Consider the following 3,762-nt stretch of genomic DNA (forward strand, 5'->3'; position numbering starts at 1 on the left):
GAAGGAGAACGCGACCACCGATCGGGCGTACACGCCCCAGGTCTGCTCGGTCTTCGAATCGACCCCGAGAAGTTTGTAGGTGACCCGTTCGACCCGGGAATCCTTGTCGGTCGTGTAGACCCGGGCCATGTAACCGCCCAACGGCACGTAGACGGCCGCCAGGAGCACCAGCAGAAGGGCGACCTGTAACAGGCCGGCAGCGGTGTCGGACATCAGAACCTCTCGGGAAAGATCAGGGCAGCGACCAGGTAAAGAACCAGCGCCACCGCGACCACCAGGCCGACGATGTTCTCAGCGCTCACAGCTTCTCCACCCCCCGCAACGCGAACCAGATGGCCACGAAGACCACCACAGTGATCGCGAGATACAGCACGTCTTTCATGGCCGGCCACACCCCTCGGCGAACTTACTCATGACTTCACTGCACACGGATAACTGCCACATCAGCAGCCTTCTCTCAGGTTTCTCACAGCCATCCCCGACAGCTCTCACAGCGTTCTCACGGGGTCTCGTCGGCATTGCTACCTCCTGGGGGCAGCCAGTTGCGCGGGCCCCGCGCAGGCTTTCGTTCACGATCCCGTGAAGGCCCGATCACGGCTCCCCGGCAGGCGGCCAGACCCCTTACCAGCTAGCCGGAACCCGGCAGCGCCCGGATACGACTTCGGGCTGGGCAGGCGAGTGCGCATACTGGTGTCCCGACACGGGACATCGAAGGCTGGCAACCAGCAGCCCCCACCAGAGTTAGGGACCTACGCAGTGACTGAAGTGGACGACCAGCAGCCCGCCGCCCAGGCGGAACAGTTCTTCTCCGAGGAGACCCGCAAGGCGCTGGCCGAGGCGAGCCGGCTGCTCGCCGAGCGTCTTCAGGCGCACACCGACGCCCTGCTCGCGATGACCGGCGGTCCGGACGAGCAGAACGCCCTGTACGAGCAGAACGTCGCGCTGGAGGAGCTCGTCGAGGGCTGGAACGACGCCGTCTTCGAGCACACCGGTACTGCGCCGCTGCTGCTGGAGGACGAGATCGAGGACGAGGACGACGACGAGGAGCCGGAGGAGCAGGACCAGCTGATCACCGTGGTCTCGCGGTTCGACCTGCGCGTCGTCGACCTGGAGGCGCTGCTCGACGCTGGCCGGTCCGCGCAGGAGCGGCACCCGGCCGAGCTGGACGAGTCCGGCGAACCCGACCCGGTGGACTCCGCCGAGCAGGCGATCTACGAGATCAGCCGCGAGGTGGGCGAGGCGTGGTTCGAGCTGCCCGGGGTCGACCTGATCGCCGGCGCCCGCGCGTACGTCGTACCGGAGTACCCCTTCGAGCCGCTGGAAGCGGACGCCGACGACGTCGTCACCGAGATCGGCGCCCCCAACGGCCTCGTCACCCACGCGGAGACCTGGGCCTGACCTCCTCAGCTGCACTCCAGGACGTCGGCGCTCTCATCAGTCCGACGTCCTGAAGGCAGCCGATCAAACGCAGGCAGTCGACGGGTGAACCGGCCAGTGCATTCGTCCGTATGGAAGGTGTTCCACTTCCTACGGACAGGAAAGTGTCATGCAGCTTCTCCGCTCGAAGGGCCGGCCGTTCGCGGTTGCCACCGCCGTCATCGGTGGGCTGGCCCTGGTCGCACCCAGCGCCGCCAGCGCCCACGATTCCCACGGATCCACGCACGGCAGTAGCCTCGCCGTCCAGCAGGTGAACCTGGTCTCCGACGTGCCTGGCAAGGCCCCGCTGACCGACCCCGACCTGGTCAACCCGTGGGGCCTCGCCCTCAGTGCGACCTCGCCACTCTGGGTGTCCAACCAGGGCACCTCGTCCTCGACGCTCTACACGAATGCCCCGGGCACGAACACCGCGGCCAAGGTGCCGACGGTCCGCGTCACTGTTCCGGTCCCGACCGGCCAGGTCAGCAACGCCGGAACCGGCTTCGTCCTCACCAACGGCACCGCCACCGGTCCGGCCCGCTTCATCTTCTCCACGCTCACCGGCCAGATCGCCGCGTGGGGCCCACCGGCCACGCCGGCCATCGGTGCCGCTCAGATCAAGGCCACCGTGCCTGGTGCCTCCTACACCGGCCTCGCTATCGCGACCGCTTCCGCAGGCGATCGGCTGTACGCCGCGAACTTCGCCCAGGGGAAGATCGACGTCTTCGACAGCAGCTTCAACCTGGTGAAGCAGCCGTGGTGGGCCTTCCGGGACTCCCACCTGCCGAGGGGCTACTCGCCGTTCAACGTGCAGACGCTGAACGGGAAGATCTTCGTCGCCTACGCGAAGGTCGACCCGAAGACGGGCCGCAACGCGAGCGGCAAGGGCCTCGGGTTCGTCGACGAGTACACCGTGGACGGCAAGTTCGTCGACCGCATCGCCTCCCGTAGCACCCTGAACGCTCCCTGGGGTCTCGCCATCGCCCCCGCGAGCTGGGGCAAGCTGGCCGGCGACCTGCTGATCGGCAACTTCGGCGACGGGCGCGTCAATGTGGTCTCCGCGAAGTCCCACGGACGCTTCGATCACAAGATCAACGGTCAACTGAAGAATGCCTCCGGCCGCACGCTCGTGATCCCCGGCCTCTGGGCCCTGACCCCAGGCACCGCCACCACCGGCGGCACCGACGCGGTCTGGTTCTCCGCCGGCATCGCCAACGAGACCCACGGCCTCCTGGGCGTCCTTCGCCACCCCTGACCCAGTCGGTCTGACCGCGCTGGCATGACGAGCTGGGCGGGGCCGGAGTGCTTCTGAGATGCCGAGGGGACTTCTCAGCCACACCGCCCCCGCCCAGCCTTTACGTTTTCAAAGGCTTTTCGAACCAGTGGTGGGCGTAGGGCTCAGTGTTGAACGCGGGGACCTCGATGTAGCCGGTGGCTCGGTAGAGGGAGATCGCCTCGGTGAGATTGCGGTTGGTTTCCAGGCGCAGTACTGCGGCGCCGTGGGCTGCGGCCTGTTTCTCCAGTTCGGTCAGGAGGCGACGGCCCAGCCCCAGGCCGCGGACGTCCGAGGAGACCCACATGCGTTTCAGTTCGGCCGGTTCGGTGCCGTGCAGTTTGAGTCCGCCGCAACCGACCGGCTGAGAGTGCAAGGTCGCGACCAGGAGCAGCCCGGCCGGTGGCGTCAGCTCATCGGCATTGGCGGAGATCGTGCGGGCGTGGTCGAAGCCGTCGTCGAAGCGCGCGGCCAGTTCGTCGAAGTACGACTGCAGGCAGTACTGCGCGTCCGGCTGCCGCGGATCGACGACGCCGACCTGGACTGTCGAGGCGATCAGCAGCCGCTCGACTTCGCCCATCGCCTGGATCAGCCTGGCCTGCTGCTGTTCGCTGAGTGGCTCGAGGATCGAGGCGGCGAGGTCGTCGGAGCGCTGGTCGAGGACAGACCGTTCGGCCAGCCCACGCTCTGTCAGCCGGGCCGTCCGCACACGGCCGTCCGAGCCGCTCTGCTCCACCTCGACCAGACCGTCGGCCTCGAGGGTCCGCAGCAACCGGCTCAGATAACCCGAATCGAGATCGAGCCGCGAGCGCAACAACCGGACGTCACACCCGGCCGGCCCGATCTCCCAGAGCACCCGCGCCTGGCCGAGCGGCCGGTCGCTGGCCATGTACCCGTCGTTCAGCGCACCGATCCGTTGGGTCACGGTCCGGTTGAATCTCCTGATATCGGCGATCCCCATTCTCTGACTATAGTCAGAGAAATACCAGATCGATCGGATCCCGCCGCCGGTACGGCTGCCACCCGGTCAGGTGCGGATGAACCAGCCAGCGGACCCGCCCGCCCGCCTCGAG

The 3,762-nt window shown here is 67.4% G+C and carries 5 protein-coding genes; 2 read left to right on the forward strand and 3 right to left on the reverse strand.

What is annotated here, in order from left to right; translation table 11 throughout:
- Together VFG33_RS01840 and kdpF are read right to left on the reverse strand one after the other, a co-directional pair.
- On the reverse strand, positions 1 to 213 hold a 213-nt coding region (locus tag VFG33_RS01840; protein ID WP_325021661.1), incomplete at its 3' end, for a potassium-transporting ATPase subunit KdpA.
- On the reverse strand, positions 213 to 302 hold the full coding sequence (gene kdpF / locus VFG33_RS01845) for a K(+)-transporting ATPase subunit F (protein ID WP_325021663.1): 90 nt from the start codon (positions 300 to 302) through the stop codon (positions 213 to 215). The genes VFG33_RS01840 and kdpF, both read right to left, overlap by 1 nt.
- A gap of 454 nt (positions 303 to 756) precedes the next feature.
- On the opposite strand from kdpF, the gene VFG33_RS01850 reads away from it, so the two are divergent.
- A complete protein-coding gene (locus VFG33_RS01850) occupies positions 757 to 1,398 on the forward strand; it encodes a hypothetical protein (RefSeq protein ID WP_325021664.1) in 642 nt (213 codons plus the stop codon).
- Positions 1,399 to 1,546: 148 nt separating this feature from the next.
- On the forward strand, positions 1,547 to 2,671 hold the full coding sequence (locus VFG33_RS01855) for a TIGR03118 family protein (RefSeq protein ID WP_325021666.1): 1,125 nt from the start codon (positions 1,547 to 1,549) through the stop codon (positions 2,669 to 2,671).
- A 100-nt stretch (positions 2,672 to 2,771) separates the two neighbouring features.
- On the opposite strand, the gene VFG33_RS01860 is transcribed toward VFG33_RS01855, so the two are convergent.
- Positions 2,772 to 3,650 carry a bifunctional helix-turn-helix transcriptional regulator/GNAT family N-acetyltransferase gene (locus VFG33_RS01860; protein WP_325021668.1) on the reverse strand — a complete coding sequence of 293 codons (879 nt, stop codon included), beginning with the start codon at positions 3,648 to 3,650 and terminating at the stop codon, positions 2,772 to 2,774.
- Positions 3,651 to 3,762 lie beyond the last annotated feature (112 nt).

This window comes from Kribbella sp. (genome assembly GCF_035687465.1).
In the GTDB taxonomy this organism is placed as follows: Bacteria; Actinomycetota; Actinomycetes; order Propionibacteriales; family Kribbellaceae; genus Kribbella.